A 17,752-nucleotide genomic window follows, 5' to 3' on the forward strand; every position below is an offset into this window, starting at 1 on the left:
AGCTCTCAGATCTCGATCCGCGAACCGATGATCACGGTCCGGTCGAGGGGCAGCTTGAAGTAGGCGGCGGCGTCGGCGGTGATGTACGACGTCGCGATGAACAGTCGTTTGCGCCACTCCGCCATGTCGTGTGAGTTGCCGGCGCACAGTTCGAGCTTGGACAGAAAATACCGCGCATTGTCGACGTCGATGCGACCCTCGGTCTGCGCGGGCTTGAGCAGTCTGAGGACGGCGGGCACGTTGGGCCGTTCCATGTACCCGAACCGGGCGGCGACGTAAACGATTCCGTCCCTGGCGAAACCAAGTTCGTCGACGGTCAGCCGCTCGGAGTCCGGCACTCTGGGCACCGGCTCGGTGTCGAGCGACATGATGACCACCTGCTTGGCGAGCACATTGTTGTGCTCGACATTCGCGCGCATCGCCAGCGGCGCGGTCTCGTTGCCACGGTTGAGGAATACCGCGGTCCCGGGTACCCGAACCAGTTGCGGCTTATGGGTGGGAAGGTGGTCGATGAAGTCGCGCAGCGGTCCCTCGGCCTCCGCTCTTGCCCGCGTGACGATTTGGCGACCGTGCTGCCAGGTGGTCATCACGGTGAAGGCGACGAGGCCGATGAGCAGCGGCAGCCATGCGCCGTGCACCAACTTGGTGAGGTTGGCCGCGAAGAACGTCAGGTCCACCGTCAACAGCACTCCGCCGCCGATCAGCACCAGCCACAGCGGTCTTCCCCACTTCGTGTGGGCGTAGTAGAGGAACAGAAGCGTGGTGATGGTGATGGTCCCGGTGACCGCCATGCCGAAGGCGTATGCCAGCGCCGCGGAACTGCGGAAGGCGAAGACGAGCGTCAGCACGCACACCAACAGCACGCCGTTGATCCACGGCACATAAATCTGCCCGATCGCAGAGGCCGAAGTGTGCTCGATGCGCAGCCGTGGCAGATAGCCGAGCCGGGACGCCTGCGACGCCACCGAGAACGCGCCTGTGATCACCGCCTGTGAAGCGATCACGGTGGCCCCGGTTGCCAACAGCACCATGGGGATTCGGCCCCACTCCGGGGTCAGCAGGAAGAATGGCGCGCTCACGGCGTTCTCGTCGCGGAGCAACAGCGCGCCCTGGCCGAAATAGCTCAACGTGCATGCGGGCAGCACCAGCGAGAGCCAGCCGAGGGTGATCGCGCGCCTGCCGAAATGGCCCATGTCGGCATAGAGCGCCTCCGCCCCGGTGACCGCGAGAACCACCGCGGCCAGCGCGAAGAACGCGTAATGGAAGTTTCCGGCCACGAACGTCAGGGCATAGGTCGGCGACAGCGCCCTGAGAATGTCGGGGTTGTCGACGATGCCGTGCAGTCCGCACGCGCCGATCGCCACGAACCAGGCGATCATCACCGGTCCGAAGAAGCGCCCGACCGTCGCCGTGCCCCGGTGTTGCACGGAGAACAGCCCGACGATGATGACCGCCGTGATCGGCACGATCCAGTCCTCGAAGCCGGGACCGATGACCTTGAGTCCCTCGACCGCCGACAGCACCGAGATCGCGGGCGTGATCATGCTGTCGCCGAAGAACAGCGACGCGCCGAAGACTCCGAGCGCCGCCAGCGACATTGCGGTGCGCCGCCCCCGCGTGCCGCTCCAGCGGCGCAGCAGGGTGATCAGCGCCATGATCCCGCCCTCACCGTTGTTGTCGGCGTGCATGACCAGCGTGATGTAGGTGAATGTGACGATGATCATCACCGACCAGAAGATCAACGACACGATGCCGTAGACGTGGGCTTGGGAGATGGGCACCGGATGCGGGTCGCTCGGGTTGAAGACCGTCTGAATCGTGTAGATCGGGCTGGTCCCGATGTCGCCGAACACCACGCCGAGCGCACCGATCACCACGGCCGGGCGCAGCTTTGGCGTGTCGGCTTCAGTTTTTGACCGCACTGCCGCATTGTCGCCGAGCACGGTCCCGAATGCGGGTTCTCTCGGCGCTTGCGCGCGTCGGCGGGGAGGTCGGCAAGGATTGAGGCATGCGGCGATCCAGGCGCGAGCGTGTCCAGTCAGTGGTCATCGTCATCGCGACGGCGTTCGTGGTGGCTCCCGCGCTCGGGGTGCTGGCGACGTATCTCTACAGCGTGCCCTATGTCGGGTTGGCCACCGCCTACGTTCCCCAGTTCATGGTCTGGTTGCTCGTGGCGTCGCTGGCGGGCGGCGGGTTCGCGCTCTATCGCTGGTGGCATCGCCGGGACCTGTACTCGATGGCGGTGGTCGTGCTGGCCGTGGTGACCGTCGTCGGCGCCGGAGTGATCACTGGCCGGATGACGGCCGCGGTCGAGCGGGCAGGGGCCGACATCTCCCTGTTCGACGCCTTCGGTGTCGGGGTGGAGAAGTCGGCCGCCCCGGACGCCGACGTGGTGTACTCGGCGTTCGACGGAGGCCCGCTGAGTCTGAGCATCTTCCGGCCGCCCGGTGCAACCGCGGCATCGTCCGCGCCGGTGCTGGTCTACATCCACGGGGGCGGCTGGGTGGCCGGCGACCGCAATGCGCACAGCGCCGATCTGCGGTGGTTCGCCGACCAGGGCTGGTTGACGATCACCGTCGACTATCCGCTGTCCGACGGACAACGGCACCTCTGGAACCTCGCCCAGAATCACATCGGTTGCGCGCTGGCCTGGGTCGCCGTCAACGCGGGCAAGTACGGCGGTGACCCGAACCGGCTGGCGTTGTCGGGGGACTCGGCGGGCGGGAACCTGGCCATCAACGCCGCCTACCTCGCGGCGGGCGGCGCCCTGTCCTCCACGTGTGGGGGCCGGGTGCCGGTGGTCCGAGCGGTGTCGGTGCTGTATCCGGTCGTCGATCCGGCGGGTTTCTACGCCAATCCCGACCCCGCGCTCGGTGGTGCGTCGCGCGATATGGCCGGCGCCTACACCGGGGGATCGCCCCGGCAGTTCCCCGATCGCTATACCGCGATCACATCCGGTTCCTACCTGAGCCGGCTCTCGCCGCCGACCCTGATGATCGTCGGCGCCGCCGACCACCTCGTCCCCGTGGCGGGGGCATACCGGTTCGCCGAGGTCGCGCACGCGGCCGGCGTCGACGTAAAGCTGGTCGCGGTCCCCTACGCCGACCATGTCTTCGACGGCCGGCCCGGCAGCATCGGTCAGCAGGCCTACCGCCAACTGACCGGGCTATGGCTGCGTGCCCACGGCCTGGCGCCCTGAGATCATGGGGTGATGGCCGCAGACGAGCTCGACGAACTCTATGGCGCCAAGCCGGAGGACTTCACGGCGTTGCGGACCGAGCTCGCATCGGCGGCCAGGAAGCGCGGCGACGAGGTCGCCGCCAAGCGGATCTCAGCGGCCCGCAAACCCACCACGGCGGCCTGGATCGTCAACCGCCTGGCTCTCGGCGACAAAGAGGCGAAGCGCCGGCTGACCGACCTGGGTGAGCGGCTGCGCGAGGCGCATGCGGCGATGGACGGCGAGCGCATTCGCGGACTGTCGGCCGAGCAGCGTCGGCTGGTCGATCAGCTCGCGCGGGCGGCCTTCGAGAAGGCGGAGCTGACCGCGCCCTCGGCCGCGGTCCGCGACGATGTGACGGGCACGCTGCAGGCGGCGATCGCCGACCCTGACGTGGCGGCCCGGATCGGCCATCTGGCGAAGGCTGAGCGCTGGTCCGGGTTCGGCGGGTTCGGCGACACCGCAGAGGTTTTCACCGCCGCCCGTGGCCGGCCGAAACCCGCGCCGAAACCGGTGCCGCGCAAGCGGCCCGGGACCTCCCCGCGGGACGACGACAACGAGGCCAAGCGTCGGCAACGGCAGAAAGCCCGTGACGCGCTGACCGCCGCCGAGCGCGCCAAGGCCCAAGCCGACGAGGCGCTGGCCGGGTTGCAGTCCGATCTGGCCACCGCCCGGCTGCGTCGCGACGACGCGCGGCGCAGGATGCAGGACGCCGAACGGGCGCTGAGCGCCGCGGAAGACGCCTACCAGAAGGCGAAGCAGGCCGGCCGCGACGCCGGCGCGGTGGTCAAGGAAGCCAGGGCGGCCCTGAAGTCCGCTAAGTGACCGCGCGGCAGCTGATTTCCATGCTGTCGCTGTCACGCACGGGGAAGGGCACGCTGACGTAGCCGTTGCCCGGACCGCGGACGTGGTCGAGATAGGGCTTCGAGCCCTCCATCGAGGTGTTGTCCGCCACCACGAGTGCGCCGTCCGACAGCTGCGGCTCGAGCAACTCGAGCACCGGCAGGTAGAGCTCCTTCCAGCCGTCGAGGAGCACCAGGTCGACCGGCCCGTCGAGGGCTGCCAGCGTGGTGAGCGCGTCGCCCTCGAGCACCGTGATGAGGTCGTCGAGGCCCGTCTCGGCGAACGTCTTCTTCGCCGCTGTCACCTTGGCGCCACTGAGCTCGGTGGTGACGACGCGGCCGGTGCCGTTGTCACGGACCGCCGACGCGAGATGAATCGCGGAGACGCCGAGCGACATCCCGAACTCCACGACGGTGCCCGGTCGCGACGCCCGCACCAGCGAGTACAGCAGCCGCCCCGATTCCGCGGTGACCGGCATGTAGATCCCGCTGACCGCATCCGCGCGGTCCTGGGCACTGGCCGAGGCCAGGCGCGAGAGCTCGCCGCCCCACTCGTGCAATGTGGCGAACTGCTCCGCCGACTCGGTGTACATCCGGTCCAGGGCGGCGGAGACCTTGGGGTCCTGAAGCGTATTGGTCACGAGATCGAACGTAGACGCTGATGCCAATGTCACGCTTTACGTGCCAGGATTGGCACGATGGCGGGTATCGACACGTCGATACGACGCGCGATCGCCGTGATCGCGCTCCTGGTCCTCGCCGTCTGCGCCTTACGCGGCTATCTCCCCGGCGTCGAACGCGAACTCGCCCGCGAGCGGACCGCCACCAGCCCGCTGGCCCTGTACCTCGACGTCGCGCTGCTCAGCGGGGCGGTGGTGGTGATCGGGATCGCCATCATCGCGCGGATGCGCGACGGTCGCGCGAGACGGCCACCGTCCGGAATCGAGCGAGAGGCCGCGGCGCGGCGCGGTCGGCCGACATGGCGGCTCGCACTGCTGGCCCTCGCGGTGATCATCGGTTGGCTGGCGATGGTCACGGTCCTGACCCGGCTGGCCGGGCCGGAGCCCGGTGAGCAGTCCACCGTCGCGGTGTCGGAGCCCGGCACACCCGCCCGGGATCCCGCCGCTTCCCGTGAGCCGCGACGGCCACCGCCGGATTCCGGCACGAACGTCGTCACCTACCTGGTCCCGCCTATGCTGGTGCTCCTTGCGCTGGTCGTCACCGGCACCGTCGTGGTCGGCCGCAGGCAGCGGCGCGCCGACCGGCTCAACGTCTCCGCCGATGGCGACCGCGGGCCGTCACCGATGCCCCCCGCAACCGAATCGCTCGCTCGTGCAGCAGAACTCGGGCTGGCCGAGATCGGGGACCTGAGCCGGGAGCCGCGGGAGGCGATCATCGCTTGCTATGCGGCGATGGAACGTGAGCTGACGCATGTGCCCGGTGCGGCGCCCCAGGCTTTCGACACACCGACCGAAGTGCTCGCCAGGGCGGTGGCACGCCATGCGTTGAATGCCGACAGTGCGACTCAACTCGTCGAGCTGTTCGAAGAGTCCAGGTTCAGTCCGCATGTGATGACCGAACAGCACCGAGACGTGGCGGTGCGGGTGCTTCGGCTCGTGCTCGGCGAGCTCAGGAGCATGGCATGAAGAAGTATGTCGCCGCAGCCGTTTTCATGGTCGTCCTGGCAGAGCTCGCGGCGTTGGCCGTCCTCGACCGCGAGCTGGTCCTGGTAGCCACGGGCGCCGTTGTCGCCCTGGTGCTGCTCGTGCTGCGGTGGTTCCTGGTGCGCGAATCGGACGTGGTCGGCGACGAGGCCGACGCCAACGATCCCGCGGCTGCGCTGCGACGCTGGCTGTCTCGCACCGAGACTCTGATCAGCCGATCGGAATCGAGCCGACGAGACTGGGATCGGCACCTGCGCCCGATGCTGGCCCGCCAGTTCGAGCTGGCCACCGGACAGCGGCAGGCCAAGGACCGCACGGCATTCCAGGCCACCGGGCAGTTGCTGTTCGGGTCGGAATTGTGGGCCTGGGTGGACCCGCAGAACGTCTCGCGGTCGGGCGATGAGGAGCCGGGGCCCGGCCGCGACGCTCTCGACGAGATCCTCCGGCGGTTGGAGCAGGTATGACGGGAAGATCCGGGGTATCACAGCCGGCTGCCACGACCGCCAACTGTGAGGCGGTGCTCGACGAGATCGGTGGGGTGGTGGTCGGCAAGCGTGGTGCGCTGGCTCTCATCCTCACCTCGGTGCTGGCGGGGGGCCACATTCTCATCGAGGACCTGCCGGGTCTCGGAAAGACCTTGATCGCAAGGTCTTTCGCTGCGGCCCTCGGCCTCGAATTCAAGCGTGTTCAATTCACGCCCGACCTGCTGCCCGCTGACCTACTGGGTTCCACGGTCTACGACATGCAGTCGGGCCGGTTCGAATTCCGTGCCGGACCGATCTTCACGAACCTGTTGCTCGCCGACGAGATCAACAGGACGCCACCCAAGACCCAGGCCGCGCTTCTGGAGGCGATGGCCGAATGCCAGGTGAGCATCGACGGTGTGACCCACCGACTGCCTGCCCCCTTCGTGGTGCTGGCCACCGACAACCCGATCGAGTACGAGGGGACCTACCCGCTGCCCGAGGCGCAACTCGACCGGTTCGCGATCCGGCTCGAACTCGGCTATCTGGACGAACCGGAGGAGACGTCGATGCTTCGTCGTCGTCTCGAGCGCGGTTCGGCACGCCCGGCGGTGAGGCAGGTCGTCGATGCGCATGACCTCATCGCCATGCGTGAATCCGTGGAGCAGGTGACCGTACACGACGATGTCCTGCGCTACGTGGTGTCACTGGCCACCGCGACCCGCCAGCATCCGCAGATCGCCGTTGGCGCCAGTCCCCGGGCAGAACTCGACCTGGTCCAGTTGTCGCGGGCGCGCGCGCTGCTGCGCGGCAGGGACTACGTGGTGCCCGAGGATGTGAAGTCGCTCGCCGTCCCGACCATGGCGCACCGCATCAGCCTGCGACCCGAGATGTGGGTGCGGCGGGTGCAGGGCTCCGACATCGTCGAGGAGCTCCTGCGGCGCCTGCCGGTGCCACGGGCCCAGGACTGACGCGTGATGATCGCGACGCGCACCACCGATGCCGAACTGCGTTGGCGCCCCTCATCTTTGACGCGCGCGCTGGTCACCTGCGGCGGCGTGGCACTGGCCGTGGCGCTGATCGGCTCCTACTGGCAGTTGGCCGCGTTCGCCGCACCGCTGATCGGTGTGCTGTGTTCCGTCGGCTGGCAGCGACCGGTGCCGACGTTCCGGGTGAGTGGGAAACCTGACTCCACGCGGTGCTTCGAATCGGAACACGCCGAGGTCGGCCTGTGGGTCGAAGCCGACTCCGGCGATGCGGCGGTCGAATTCGATGTCACATCCGTGGACGGCCTGCGGATCGAGCCGGCCGGGTCGTCGTCGCAGCGCCGGACGGTCACGGTCGCTGCCGACCGGTGGGGCCGCTACCCGGTGCGGGCACGGCTGAATGTGGTTGCGCGCGGCGGGTTGCTCCAGGGGACGGGAACGGTCGACGCGGCCGATGTCTTCGTCTTTCCCCTGGCGCCACCGCAGGCGACGTCGATCCCGCGCACCGAACTGCTCGATCGACTGGGCACCCATCTGACCCGCCACATCGGACCCGGCGTCGAATACGCCGACGTTCGCCGTTACGTGCCCGGCGACCAGCTGCGCACGGTGAACTGGCCGGTGAGCGCGCGGCGCGGAAGTCTGCACGTGACCGAGAGATTGACCGACCGGGCCGCCGATGTGGTGGTGTTGATCGACAACTATCCGCAGCCGCCGGGTCCGGCGAGTGAGGCCACCGACCGCACGGTGCGCGGCGCCGTGCAGGTGGTGCAGAGCGCGCTGCGCGGTGGTGACCGCGCCGGCATCGTCGCGCTCGGCGGTCGGCGCCCCCGGTGGCTGGGCGCCGAGATCGGCAGGCGGCAGTTCTATCGCGTGCTCGATGCCGTGCTCACGGCCGGCGACAACTTCGACGAAACACGCGGGACTCTGGCGCCGCGGGCGGCGGTGCCGCCCGGCGCGATCGTGGTGGCCTTCTCGACCATGCTCGATACCGAGTTCGCGCTCGCGCTGATCGATCTCCGGAAGCGCGGTCACACCGTGGTCGCGGTCGACGTGCTCGAGGGCGCCCCGTTCGCCGGCGAGCACGATCGTCTGGTGGCCCGGATATGGACGCTGCAACGGTCGTTCATGTACCGCGACATGGGCACGATCGGTGTCGACGTGGTGTCATGGCGCGGCGACACGACCCTCGATCAGGCGATGCAGTTGGTTCCTGACCACCGCCGCTCTATCCGGAAGAGGCCGCGGTCGTGACGGTCACCGACGTGACCTCGCGTGCCATTTCCACCGCCTTCGGGTTGGTGATGACAGCGGCGAGCGCGATCCAGGCCGACGGGCCCACCTTGGCCGTGGTGCTGGCGGCCGCGGTTGCGGTATTGGCGGGCAACGTCTTTCGACACGCCGCTACGCTGGCGGTCCTGATCACCGTGGGGGCGGTCATGATCGGAAACGCTCCGCCCGTGCTCGCCGCGGTGGCGGGGCTGTCCGCGGCCGCCTATCTGGTGCTGCGCCACACCGGCGGAATCACCGCACCGACAGTCGCCGGCGCAGCCACCTTTGCGGCGGCCGGCCTTGCCGCGACGGCGCTTCCGGTGCGGCTGCCGTGGGCGCCGCTGCTGGCGCCGATGGCGGTGCTGGTGCTGTTCGTGCTCGTCACCCGCCCCTACTGGAGCGACCGCTCGTCAGGCTGAGTACTCGTCGCGATGCCGACCATCCGGCCGCGGCAGAATTGCGTGGCCGTGTTCGGGGGGACGACGCCGTACCTCGTCACCTGGCTCACCGCCCAGACCGGCACCGCGGTCGCACCCGCTTACGTCGTGGTGGCCGCGGTCGCTTCGACTTCTCACTGTGCTGACGCTGTGGGAGACCGCGGGCAGGGCCCTCGCCCCGATCGAAACGGACGAAATGTTCCAATCCGTCGGCCAAACCGCAGGCTCGGCATCCAGCCGGCAGGTACGGCGTTACAGTTGACCCGTGCCGCCCCAACCCGACAACGTGACGCGGCCGAGACTGACCTCGCGGGGGGCCGCCACCCGCAACCGCATCGTCCTCGCCGCCGCGGAACTGATGCACGTACAGGGTGTGGCGGCGACAACCATCGACGACGTGCTGGCGGCCAGTGCAGCGAGCAAATCCCAGTTCTACCAACACTTCGACGACAAGTCGGAGCTGGTCTACGAGGTCATCACGATGCGGGCCGACGAGATCCTGTCATGGCAGCGACTGCGTCTGGAGAAGGTCGACTCGTTCCGCGGGCTGTACCACTGGCGAGATGCGATGGTGCAGCGATGCGCGCTGCGCCGGGGACTGTGGGGCTGTGAACTCGGCTCTCTGGCCGCCGAACTGTCCGACACCGACGACAAGGCGCGGGCGTCACTGTCCGAACACTTCGCCCAATGGCAGGGGCTGCTGGCCGCGGCGCTTCAGCGGATGCGCGATTGCGGCGTGCTTCGCGACGACGCCGATCTGAAAGGGCTTGCGACAGGCCTGCTTGCGGCCGTCGAGGGCGGCTACCTGCTGTCGCAGACGGGTCGCGATCCGCGCCTCATGCAGTCGGCGTTGAACATGGCCATCGGGCATGTGGCGTCGTTCGCCACCTCCGACGCCCCCGTGCACTGAGGGCGACGACGACGCGGACCGGACCTACTGGACCAGTCCGCGTCGCGGTCGAGGCGTTAGTTGTCGCCGGGAGGAGCGGTGGGCGCCGACGGCGCCTTGACCGGCGGCGTGAACAGGTTGCCGCCCGTCGGGTTGATCGACTTCTCCGACGGCGCCACCGGCGGCGCGCTGGTGGCCGGCGGGGGGGTCGTGGTGGTTGTCGTGGTGGTCGGCGTGGTGGTTTCGGGCGCCTTTTCGCCCTGACCACACGCCGTCAAAAAGCCCATTGAGATGATCGCGGCCCCGCCCGCGGCTGCGGCGAGACGACGGACCATTCGGCCTGACGTCATGGTGGGTCCTAACTGTGAGTGAGATTGAACTATATCGTCCAAAAATAGCCGGAGTCAACGCCGTGGTGGGAGCCGTAATCGCGGCGAAACAGACCAATGCCGTGCGTATCACCGGTTGGATCGTCGCTACGGGCGCTTCCGGGTTTCAGACGACCGAGTCCAATACGCTGCCAGGAACCCCGCCGACCGGGACCGAATTGGCAGGAAGCGTGATCGTTCTTTGCAGGCTGCTTCCAGCTGACGGACCTAATCTCCCTGCTCAATGGACAGTGAGCGGGTTTGCCGGAGGGGTGGTCGCAGATGAGGAAGTTCGGCGGATACGCCACGGCTGCGGCCGGTGCGTCGGTGGTGTCTCTGGTGTCCCTGGCAATTGTCGGCAGCGGCATCGCGGCGGCTGACGACTACGCGGGCCAAACGTACGGCGACGCCTCGAAGTCGATCAGTGACGCGGGTAAGAAGGCGGTGATCGCCAGTCGCGCCGGCGACACCCTCGACAACGACCAATGCATGGTGACGCACTCGCAGTCGGCGCCATGGATCAAGGGGGACGACTTCAGCCCGGTGAGCGACACGGTGCTGGTGTACCTGAACTGCAACGCGTCGGTGGCGTCGAACAAGGATCCGGGCAACTCCGCGGGCAGCCCCGAGGGCCGCGCCGCGATTCAGCAGGCCCAGCAGGATCAGGAAGACCAGGCCGCCGCGCAGTCGGGTCAGTAGGCCCTACACCAACCGACGACGCCTCCCGGCGCGGACTAGGGTGAGCAAAGACATCCACAAAGGGGAGGCGCCGGCGATGAAGCTTCAGGTTCTGCCGTACGTCACTGTCGAGGTCGACGATCGATTGCGCCGTCGAGCGCGCGCCGCCGGTGAACGGTTACGCGTCAATGTCCGGGCACACCTGTTGAGCGCGGCAGACGACGTCGACGCCGCCGGCGACAAGGTCCGCGGCCTGTGCGACCGAGCGGTCACCCGTGTCGACGCCGTCGTGGGCCGGGTCAACGACAGGATCGCGCCGGCCCAGCAGAAGCCCCGGCTGCGTCTGGTCGGCGAGCGCGAAGCCAGCTAGGCAGCGGCTCAGCCGGCCCGGACCCGTCCTGCCCGGCCGCCCACGAAGAACGAACCGGCGATCACCACGAGGCCGATCACGCCAACCGGAATCGTCCACGAGCGTCGCTGCGAGAGCGCCGACTGGCACAGTGGGACGTAGTTGGTGTGCGGAATCACCTGATTGAGAACCGGCAGATTTGCCAGATTCCCGTTGTCCGCGGCCTGGGCGGCCGACAGATCCTGCGCGATGCCGTTGCCGCAGCCGATGCTGCCGCCGTCCGGACCGGGCACCGACACCGGAACCAGTAGGCCGATGACGCCGGCGATCAGCGCGACCGCCCCGACAAGCAATATCAACCGACGCAGATTCATGCCCCGGGGTTTGCCCGCTGCATCCGGCTTCGAAACCAGATCGATGGTCCGTCGAGATCCGCCAGGCGGCGTGTTTCCCCGCTCAATATGCTGTCCTTGTTCGGTGTGGTCGCCGTGGCCCGAAAGGAGCGCGACGCTTTGGTAGGCCAGCTTTGGTAGGCCATGGCTTGGTGGTGCTGCTAGCCCTTCTTGCCGCGGTGTTTCTCGCGATCGGCATCGTGGTGCGTCAGCGCGCGACGCTGGACGTGCCCGCCGAGGACGGCGTGAGCGCCGTGATGTTCCTGACGTTGCTTCGCCGCCCCCTGTGGTGGGGAGGAACGGCGGCGGCGATCGCCGGGTACGTCTTCCAGGCGCTGGCACTGGCGGACGGGTCGCTGATACTGGTCCAGCCGATCCTGGTGTCGGCGCTGTTGTTCGCGTTACCGCTGAGTGCACGGCTGGCCCACCGCCGGGTCACCCGTGCCGAATGGCTGTGGGCGGTGCTGCTGACCATCGCGCTGGCGGTCTTCGTGGTGCTGGCGCGCACGGAGCCCGGTGACTACGAGGCATCCGTACCGCTGTCCGCACTGGTCGCGGTGATCTGTACGGCAGCCGTGGCGGCCTGCGTGATCGTCGCGATCAAGACCATGGGGTGGCGGCGTTCGGTCTTTCTGGCTGTCGCCGTCGGCGTGCTGTTCGGCGTCGTCGCGGTCCTCACCAAGCTGGTCATGCACCTGCTCACCCACGACGGTGTGCGCGCGGTGCTGACCACACCGGTGCTGTATCTGCTCGCGGTGCTCGGCGTGGTCGCGGTGTTCCTGCAGCAGTCGGCGTTTCACGCCGGATCGCTGCAGACCTCGGTGCCCACGATGCTCGTGCTGGAGCCCCTGATCGCCGTGGCGCTCGGAGCGGTGGTGCTGGGCGAGCACATGGACGTCAGCCGGCTGGACGCGGTGCTGATCACCGCGGCGACGGTCGCCATGGCGGCGGCCACCATCGCGCTCGGGCGCGACGAGGGCGCCTACGAGGAACAGCTCGAGGCGCAGATCGCCAAGCGCACCCCGTAGCGCGTCTTCGGGTCAGTTATCGAGATCGGTTGCCGCAGAGTCGGTCTCGTCGACCCGCACCGGGCGCAGCAGCGCCCATCCGAAGAATCCGGCGGCCACCGCGAGCAGGATCAGGCCGACCCACCAGTTGGCGTCCGTTCCGACATAGAGGTCCGCGCGGTTGCCGGCGGCCGAGCTGTCGTGGTCGCTCAGGATGGCCGGGAAGAGACCGGCGATGGTCAACAGCACACCGTAGATGGCGAGCAGCGCGCCGATGATGTTACGGATGTCGAATAGTCGGGGCATCGTCTCTGATTCCTTATCCGGCTCAGTGGAAGACCACGTTGAGGATGATGGTGAGGCCGAGCATCACCGCGGCCAACGGAACGGGCTTGTAGAACCATGCTTTTCCGGCGCTCTCGGGGTCGTGGAAGATCTCCTTCGGGGTCTCCGAATACACCAGCCCGGCCAGTTCCGTCACAGGCTTGGGCGAGGTCACCATGCTCACCACGATGCTCAACACGTCGACGACGAACGCGGCCGAGGCCGCCACGAACGGCATGCCCTGTCCCGGCAGATTGATCACGCCGACCTGCGAGAGAAGGAAAATAAATACGGCCGAAAGGGTTCCGGCCACCAGCCCGGTCCAACCGGCCGTCGCGGTCATCCGCTTCCAGAACATGCCGAGGATGAACGTGGCGAACAGGGGAGCGTTGAAGAACCCGAACAACGTCTGCAGATAGTCCATCAGATTCGAGTAGCCGGCCGCGATGAGAGCGGTGAAGATCGCCAGGATCGTCGCGCCGAGCGTGGCCACCCGGCCCACCTGGATGTAGTAGTTGTCCGGCCGGTCCTTCACCACGTACTGCTGCCAGATGTCGTAGCTGAACACGGTGTTGAACGCCGAGATGTTGGCGGCCATGCCCGCCATGAACGACGCCAGCAGACCGGCCACCGCCACGCCGAGCAGGCCGTTGGGCAGGATGTCCCGGATCATCAGCAGCATCGCGTCGTTGTACGTCAGGTCGCCGGCGCCCGTGGATTTCAGGTTGATCATGTCACCGATCGCCGCGGCGGCGATCATGCCGGGGATCACCACGACGAACGGGATCAGCATCTTCGGGAACGCCGCGATGATCGGGGCGCGCCGCGCCGAGGAGATCGAATCCGACGCCATCGCGCGTTGCACCTCGACGAAGTTCGTCGTCCAGTAGCCGAAGGACAACACGAAGCCGAGTCCGAAGACGATGCCGATGACCGACCACACCGGGCTGTCGAAACCGCTGAGCGCCTGGCCCGGCCAGGTGGTCAGCTGGTCGTGCACGGACGCGGTGACCGAACCGTCCTTCTGGGTGTCGATCACCTTGTCGCGCAGGCCGCTCCATCCGCCGACCTTGATCAGGCCGAAGATGGTGAGCGGGACCAGCGCTGCGAGGATCACGAAGAACTGCAGCACCTCGTTGTAGATCGCCGCGGACAGACCGCCGAGCGCGGTATAGGTGAGCACGATGGCGGCGGCGACGATCAGGGACAGTCACCGGTTCCAGCCGAGCAGCACATTGATCACGGTCGCGAGCAGGAACAGGTTGACGCCGGCGATGAGCACCTGGGCCACGGCGAAGCTGATCGCATTGACCAGATGAGCGCCGGGACCGAAACGTTTGCGCATGAACTCGGGAACGCTGCGCACCTTGGACCCGTAGTAGAACGGCATCATCACGACGCCGAGGAACAGCATCGCCGGCACCGCGCCGATCCAGTAGTAGTGCATGGTCGACAGGCCGATCTGCGCACCGTTGGCCGACATGCCCATGATCTCGATGGCGCCGAGGTTGGCCGAGACGAACGCCAGACCGGTCACCCACGCGGGCAGGCGCCGCCCGGACAGGAAAAAGTCCAGGCTGGTGGAGATCTGACTGCGGGCGATGTAGCCGATACCCAGGACGAAGACGAAATAGATGGCGATCAACACGTAGTCGAGCGCGCCGACGTTGAGTCGCAGCACCGAATCTGCTGCCAGCGTGGTGGTCGTGATGGTGCACTCCTCACACGTTCGAACAGAAACAAGCAGAAACTAACAGATCGGTGCCCGGAATCTCAGCATTTTCAAACGTCCTGTGTGAATCTGTTTGATATTGTGCGTTCCGCTCGCTGCTGGACATGATGGTGTGAAGGGGGTGTCCTCCGCATGCTCGCCGCTGAACGCCGCCACGCCATCCTGCGGGCGCTCAACGCCGGGGGTGGGGTGCGCGTCGCGGACCTGGCCGCCGAACTCGACGTCTCGGAGATGACCGTCCGTCGCGACCTCGATGCCCTCGACGCGCAAAACCTGTTGCGGAAGGTGCACGGTGGCGCGGTGAGCCGGCACAACCGCGGCGAAGAGCCGGGGTCGTCGGTCAAGGCGGGCCAGCAGCGCGCCGAGAAGGCGGCGATCGCGACGATCGCCGCGGGGACCGTCAAGGAGGGTATGACGATCGCGATCGGCGCGGGCACCACCACCACCGAACTGGCCCGCCAGTTGCGGCACCGGCCGTCGATCACGGTGGTGACCAACTCTGTGAGCGTGTTTCAGGTGCTGACCGACCCGGTGGCCGGCGGTGCTTCCGCCGAGACAGCCCCACAGGTTTACCTCAGCGGCGGCGTGCGCACGCCGTCGGATGCGCTCGTCGGTCCGGTCGCCGATGCCGCGATCGGGGCATTCCGGGTCGACGCCACCTACCTCGGCGTGCACGGGCTCGATCCCGACGCGGGCCTCACCACGCCGAATATTGCCGAGGCACAGACCAACCGAACGTTGATCGGAATCGGTGCGCAGCTGGTGGTGCTGGCCGATCACACCAAGTTCGGCGAAGTCGGTACGAACGTGTTCGCACGGCTGTCCCAGGTCGACACGCTCATCGTCGACGACGGCCTGGCGCCCGAGGACCGTGCGGTCGTCGAACCGGAGGTCGGCAGCCTCCGGCTGGCCACGGTGTCGTTCCCGTGAACGGATCGGGGCGGGAGCCGACACGCTGGCCGCTGGCCGACGGCCGGGAGCTGTTGTTCTTCGCGTTGCCCGGTCGCCCGCCCGCGCCTGTAGCCGACCGCAGGCCGCTGCCGGACCGCGGAAACCGGCAGTCGCAGTTGCGCTTTGATCAACAGACCGGTCAGTGGGTGATCATCGCGGCGCTGCGACAGGACCGCACCTACAAGCCGCCGCCCGATCAGTGCCCGCTGTGTCCCGGCCCGTCGGGACAGACCAGCGAGATACCGGCGCCCGCCTACGATGTGGTGGTGTTCGAGAACCGCTTCCCCAGCCTGTCGGGCGCGGGCACGCAGCCGTTCGCACTTCCGGACACCACTGCGGACGCGTTCGTCTCGGCGCCCGGACACGGCCGCTGCGAGGTGATCTGCTTCTCCAGCGACCACACCGGGTCGTTCGCCGGACTCGAACTGCCTCACGCGCGCCTCGTCGTCGACGCGTGGCGGAACCGCACGGCGGATCTGATGGCGCGGCCGGGGATTCGCCAGGTGTTCTGCTTCGAGAACCGTGGCGAAGAGATCGGAGTGACGCTGACCCATCCGCACGGCCAGATCTACGGCTATCCGTACCTGCCGCCACGGGCGGCGGTGATGCTGGCCGAGGCCACGGCCCACAAAAACCGTACGGGCCGAAACCTTTTCGCCGATATTCTGGCCCGTGAGGTCGCCGAAGGCGCCCGCGTCGTAGCCCAGACCGAGCTGTTCACGGCGTTCGTACCGTTCGCGGCGCGCTGGCCGGTGGAGGTACACATCTATCCGAATAGGTTCGTGCACAACCTCGTCGACCTGACCGACGCGGAGCTCACCGGCTTCGCGCAGATCTATCTCGATGTGCTCCGCCGGTTCGACCGGCTGTATCCCACACCCCTGCCCTACATCTCGGCGCTGCATCAGTACGCCGACACCGACGAGCAGCGCGAGGGCTACTTCCACGTCGAGCTGATGTCGATCCGGCGCAGTGCGACCAAGCTGAAGTTCCTGGCCGGTTCCGAGTCCGCGATGGACGCCTTCATCAGCGACGTCATGCCCGAAAGCGTCGCCGAACGGCTGAGGGAGGTGTAGGTGGCGGTCCGATACGCGGCGCCGGGCCGGATCAACCTGATCGGCGAGCACACCGACTACAACCTGGGATTCGCGCTGCCGATCGCGCTGCCCGAGCGCACCGTGGCGACCTTCGACGCCGGCGGTGACGGCGTGGAGCGGATCACCGTCCGCAGCGACCGTGAGCACGGCGCCGTGCCGATCGCACTCGACACGGTTCCCGGCGACGTCGAGGGCTGGGCGGCCTACGTCGCCGGTGTGGTGTGGGCGTTGCGGTCGGCCGGCTACCCGGTTCCCGGCGGCTCGATGTCGATCGCCAGCGATGTCGAGATGGGCTCGGGCGTCTCGTCGTCGGCCGCACTGGAATGCGCTGTGCTCGGTGCGCTCTCGAGCGCCGCGGGCCTGCAGCTCGACCGCGTCGAGCAGGCCCGACTCGCACAGCGCGCGGAGAACGACTACGTCGGCGCACCGACCGGCCTGTTGGACCAACTGGCCGCACTGTGCGGTGCGCCCCGGCGCGCGTTGATGATCGACTTCCGCGAGGTCTCCGTGCGTCCGGTCATCTTCGATCCGGATGCCGCCTCGGTAGCTTTGCTGCTCATCAATTCCCGTGCACCGCACCGCCACGCCGGCGGTGAATACGCGTCGCGCCGGGCTTCATGTGAACGCGCCGCGGCCGATCTGGGGGTGTCATCGCTTCGCGACGTGCAGGAGCGGGGCCCGACGGCGTTGAACGGCATCACCGACCGGACCGATGCGCGCCGTGCCCGCCACATCCTGACCGACAATCAGCGTGTCCTCGATACCGTTGCCGCGCTGCAGAATTCCGACTTCGTCGAAGTGGGCCGGCTTTTCACGGAGTCGCAGGTGTCCATGCGCGACGACTTCGAGATCACCACCGGCCACATCGACCTGATCGCCGACACCGCGGTGCTGGCCGGGGCGCTGGGTGCGCGGATGACCGGAGGCGGCTTCGGGGGCTGTGTCATCGCGCTCGTTCCCGACGAGAAGGTCGAGGAGGTCGGCGAAGCGGTGCGGCGGGCCGTGCACGACGCCGGCTACCACGAACCGGCGATCACGCGCACCAGGGCCGCGGCGGGCGCGGGACGTGACGAGGCCTAGAGC

Annotated in this window: 19 protein-coding genes and 2 pseudogenes; 15 read left to right on the forward strand and 6 right to left on the reverse strand. The window is 67.9% G+C overall.

Going from position 1 to position 17,752, the window contains the following annotated elements:
• Positions 1-5: 5 nt before the first annotated feature.
• A complete protein-coding gene (locus tag ACVWWN_RS05925) occupies positions 6-1,922 on the reverse strand; it encodes a potassium transporter Kup (RefSeq protein WP_457143063.1) in 1,917 nt (638 codons plus the stop codon).
• A gap of 86 nt (positions 1,923-2,008) precedes the next feature.
• Between ACVWWN_RS05925 and ACVWWN_RS05930 the strand changes: the two genes are divergently transcribed.
• Entirely contained in the window at positions 2,009-3,199 is a 1,191-nt protein-coding gene (locus ACVWWN_RS05930; RefSeq protein ID WP_457143064.1) for an alpha/beta hydrolase, read from the forward strand.
• Between the two features lie 12 nt (positions 3,200-3,211).
• Entirely contained in the window at positions 3,212-4,042 is an 831-nt protein-coding gene (locus tag ACVWWN_RS05935; RefSeq protein ID WP_457143065.1) for a hypothetical protein, read from the forward strand.
• On the opposite strand, the gene ACVWWN_RS05940 is transcribed toward ACVWWN_RS05935, so the two are convergent.
• On the reverse strand, positions 4,035-4,700 hold the full coding sequence (locus ACVWWN_RS05940) for an O-methyltransferase (protein WP_457143066.1): 666 nt from the start codon (positions 4,698-4,700) through the stop codon (positions 4,035-4,037). The genes ACVWWN_RS05935 and ACVWWN_RS05940 overlap by 8 nt on opposite strands.
• A 57-nt stretch (positions 4,701-4,757) precedes the next feature.
• Here ACVWWN_RS05940 and ACVWWN_RS05945 point away from each other — a divergent pair, with 57 nt between their 5' ends.
• From ACVWWN_RS05945 to ACVWWN_RS05975, 7 genes and pseudogenes are all read left to right on the forward strand, one after another.
• Entirely contained in the window at positions 4,758-5,705 is a 948-nt protein-coding gene (locus ACVWWN_RS05945; protein WP_457143067.1) for a DUF4129 domain-containing protein, read from the forward strand.
• Positions 5,702-6,187, forward strand: coding sequence for a hypothetical protein (locus ACVWWN_RS05950; protein WP_457143068.1), 486 nt, complete (start codon positions 5,702-5,704; stop codon positions 6,185-6,187). Before ACVWWN_RS05945 ends, ACVWWN_RS05950 begins: the two co-directional genes overlap by 4 nt.
• Positions 6,184-7,158, forward strand: a complete 975-nt coding sequence (locus tag ACVWWN_RS05955) for an AAA family ATPase (protein ID WP_457143069.1) — start codon at positions 6,184-6,186, stop codon at positions 7,156-7,158. The genes ACVWWN_RS05950 and ACVWWN_RS05955 overlap by 4 nt, the downstream gene beginning before the upstream one ends.
• A gap of 6 nt (positions 7,159-7,164) precedes the next feature.
• Positions 7,165-8,427: a DUF58 domain-containing protein gene (locus ACVWWN_RS05960; protein WP_457149012.1), complete on the forward strand. Its 1,263-nt coding sequence runs from the start codon at positions 7,165-7,167 to the stop codon at positions 8,425-8,427.
• Complete coding sequence (locus ACVWWN_RS05965) at positions 8,424-8,864, forward strand: hypothetical protein (RefSeq protein ID WP_457143070.1); 441 nt, start codon at positions 8,424-8,426, stop codon at positions 8,862-8,864. Before ACVWWN_RS05960 ends, ACVWWN_RS05965 begins: the two co-directional genes overlap by 4 nt.
• Positions 8,865-8,903: 39 nt before the next feature.
• Positions 8,904-9,144: pseudogene (locus tag ACVWWN_RS05970) on the forward strand (hypothetical protein); the annotation flags it as partial.
• Positions 9,145-9,147: 3 nt separating this feature from the next.
• Positions 9,148-9,792 (forward strand): TetR/AcrR family transcriptional regulator, encoded by a 645-nt coding sequence (locus tag ACVWWN_RS05975; protein ID WP_457143071.1) that lies wholly within the window; start codon positions 9,148-9,150, stop codon positions 9,790-9,792.
• A gap of 56 nt (positions 9,793-9,848) precedes the next feature.
• Here ACVWWN_RS05975 and ACVWWN_RS05980 read toward each other — a convergent pair whose 3' ends face one another.
• Positions 9,849-10,121, reverse strand: a complete 273-nt coding sequence (locus ACVWWN_RS05980; RefSeq protein WP_457143072.1) for a hypothetical protein — start codon at positions 10,119-10,121, stop codon at positions 9,849-9,851.
• 300 nt (positions 10,122-10,421) lie between these two features.
• Here ACVWWN_RS05980 and ACVWWN_RS05985 point away from each other — a divergent pair, with 300 nt between their 5' ends.
• Together ACVWWN_RS05985 and ACVWWN_RS05990 are read left to right on the forward strand one after the other, a co-directional pair.
• Positions 10,422-10,838: a hypothetical protein gene (locus ACVWWN_RS05985; RefSeq protein WP_457143073.1), complete on the forward strand. Its 417-nt coding sequence runs from the start codon at positions 10,422-10,424 to the stop codon at positions 10,836-10,838.
• A 76-nt stretch (positions 10,839-10,914) separates the two neighbouring features.
• Positions 10,915-11,187 carry a hypothetical protein gene (locus tag ACVWWN_RS05990; protein ID WP_457149013.1) on the forward strand — a complete coding sequence of 91 codons (273 nt, stop codon included), beginning with the start codon at positions 10,915-10,917 and terminating at the stop codon, positions 11,185-11,187.
• Between the two features lie 8 nt (positions 11,188-11,195).
• On the opposite strand, the gene ACVWWN_RS05995 is transcribed toward ACVWWN_RS05990, so the two are convergent.
• Positions 11,196-11,540 carry an aminopeptidase gene (locus ACVWWN_RS05995; protein ID WP_457143074.1) on the reverse strand — a complete coding sequence of 115 codons (345 nt, stop codon included), beginning with the start codon at positions 11,538-11,540 and terminating at the stop codon, positions 11,196-11,198.
• A 152-nt stretch (positions 11,541-11,692) separates the two neighbouring features.
• On the opposite strand from ACVWWN_RS05995, the gene ACVWWN_RS06000 reads away from it, so the two are divergent.
• Positions 11,693-12,586 carry a DMT family transporter gene (locus ACVWWN_RS06000; RefSeq protein ID WP_457143075.1) on the forward strand — a complete coding sequence of 298 codons (894 nt, stop codon included), beginning with the start codon at positions 11,693-11,695 and terminating at the stop codon, positions 12,584-12,586.
• A 12-nt stretch (positions 12,587-12,598) separates the two neighbouring features.
• Here the strand turns inward: ACVWWN_RS06000 and ACVWWN_RS06005 are convergent, their stop codons facing one another.
• Together ACVWWN_RS06005 and ACVWWN_RS06010 are read right to left on the reverse strand one after the other, a co-directional pair.
• Positions 12,599-12,871 carry a hypothetical protein gene (locus ACVWWN_RS06005; protein ID WP_457143076.1) on the reverse strand — a complete coding sequence of 91 codons (273 nt, stop codon included), beginning with the start codon at positions 12,869-12,871 and terminating at the stop codon, positions 12,599-12,601.
• Positions 12,872-12,893: 22 nt separating this feature from the next.
• Positions 12,894-14,585 (reverse strand): annotated as a pseudogene (locus tag ACVWWN_RS06010) (sodium:solute symporter family protein).
• A 168-nt stretch (positions 14,586-14,753) separates the two neighbouring features.
• Here ACVWWN_RS06010 and ACVWWN_RS06015 point away from each other — a divergent pair.
• Genes ACVWWN_RS06015 through ACVWWN_RS06025 form a run of 3 tightly spaced genes read left to right on the forward strand, consistent with a single transcriptional unit; the run spans position 14,754 to position 17,749 of the window.
• Positions 14,754-15,551: a DeoR/GlpR family DNA-binding transcription regulator gene (locus ACVWWN_RS06015; protein ID WP_457143077.1), complete on the forward strand. Its 798-nt coding sequence runs from the start codon at positions 14,754-14,756 to the stop codon at positions 15,549-15,551.
• Entirely contained in the window at positions 15,548-16,648 is a 1,101-nt protein-coding gene (gene galT, locus ACVWWN_RS06020; protein WP_457143078.1) for a galactose-1-phosphate uridylyltransferase, read from the forward strand. Before ACVWWN_RS06015 ends, galT begins: the two co-directional genes overlap by 4 nt.
• Positions 16,649-17,749 (forward strand): galactokinase, encoded by a 1,101-nt coding sequence (locus tag ACVWWN_RS06025; protein ID WP_457143079.1) that lies wholly within the window; start codon positions 16,649-16,651, stop codon positions 17,747-17,749.
• Positions 17,750-17,752: the final 3 nt, after the last annotated feature.

This window comes from Mycobacterium sp. URHB0021, from assembly GCF_054057895.1.

Bases quoted from the DNA above. Each gene is read 5' to 3' on its own strand.
- ACVWWN_RS05930 (WP_457143064.1), top strand. From the start codon at position 2,009: ATGCGGCGATCCAGGCGCGAGCGTGTCCAGTCAGTGGTCATCGTCATC.
- ACVWWN_RS05935 (WP_457143065.1), top strand. From the start codon at position 3,212: ATGGCCGCAGACGAGCTCGACGAACTCTATGGCGCCAAGCCGGAGGAC.
- ACVWWN_RS05950 (WP_457143068.1), top strand. From the start codon at position 5,702: ATGAAGAAGTATGTCGCCGCAGCCGTTTTCATGGTCGTCCTGGCAGAG.
- ACVWWN_RS05995 (WP_457143074.1), bottom strand. From the start codon at position 11,540: ATGAATCTGCGTCGGTTGATATTGCTTGTCGGGGCGGTCGCGCTGATC.
- ACVWWN_RS05960 (WP_457149012.1), top strand. From the start codon at position 7,165: ATGATCGCGACGCGCACCACCGATGCCGAACTGCGTTGGCGCCCCTCA.
- ACVWWN_RS05990 (WP_457149013.1), top strand. From the start codon at position 10,915: ATGAAGCTTCAGGTTCTGCCGTACGTCACTGTCGAGGTCGACGATCGA.
- ACVWWN_RS05945 (WP_457143067.1), top strand. From the start codon at position 4,758: ATGGCGGGTATCGACACGTCGATACGACGCGCGATCGCCGTGATCGCG.
- ACVWWN_RS05980 (WP_457143072.1), bottom strand. From the start codon at position 10,121: ATGACGTCAGGCCGAATGGTCCGTCGTCTCGCCGCAGCCGCGGGCGGG.
- ACVWWN_RS05985 (WP_457143073.1), top strand. From the start codon at position 10,422: ATGAGGAAGTTCGGCGGATACGCCACGGCTGCGGCCGGTGCGTCGGTG.
- ACVWWN_RS05955 (WP_457143069.1), top strand. From the start codon at position 6,184: ATGACGGGAAGATCCGGGGTATCACAGCCGGCTGCCACGACCGCCAAC.
- ACVWWN_RS06015 (WP_457143077.1), top strand. From the start codon at position 14,754: ATGCTCGCCGCTGAACGCCGCCACGCCATCCTGCGGGCGCTCAACGCC.
- ACVWWN_RS06005 (WP_457143076.1), bottom strand. From the start codon at position 12,871: ATGCCCCGACTATTCGACATCCGTAACATCATCGGCGCGCTGCTCGCC.